Genomic DNA, 231 nt, shown 5'->3' with positions numbered 1-231 from the left:
GGTAGTTCTCCGGGTTGCGGAATCCGCGGCCGGTGCGTTTGATGTTCTTGATGCCGGTGTTGCCCGCTTCGACCTTCGCGGTGGTTGCGCCGGTGACGATGAGGACCTCGATCGCGTCCCACCAGGCCACGACGGTGTCGTAGAGCTTCGTCGTCTCGGGCATGTTCGCGATCTGGGCGAAGTAGCCCATCCGCATCCGTTCGTCCCAGGCCTGGGCGAGAGTGTCGGTGG

Annotated in this window: 1 protein-coding gene; it reads right to left on the bottom strand. The window is 64.5% G+C overall.

What is annotated here, in order from left to right; genetic code table 11:
• Positions 1–231, bottom strand: a 231-nt coding sequence (locus ACT3SQ_RS19380; RefSeq protein ID WP_444601639.1) for a transposase, incomplete at both ends; no start/stop codon positions are given.

Origin of the sequence: Brachybacterium sp. AOP42-C2-15, from assembly GCF_052377065.1 — a bacterium.
Classification (GTDB): domain Bacteria; phylum Actinomycetota; class Actinomycetes; order Actinomycetales; family Dermabacteraceae; genus Brachybacterium.
The sequence above is the reverse complement of the archived record's forward strand: the minus strand, read 5'-3'. Positions and strand labels throughout refer to the sequence as shown.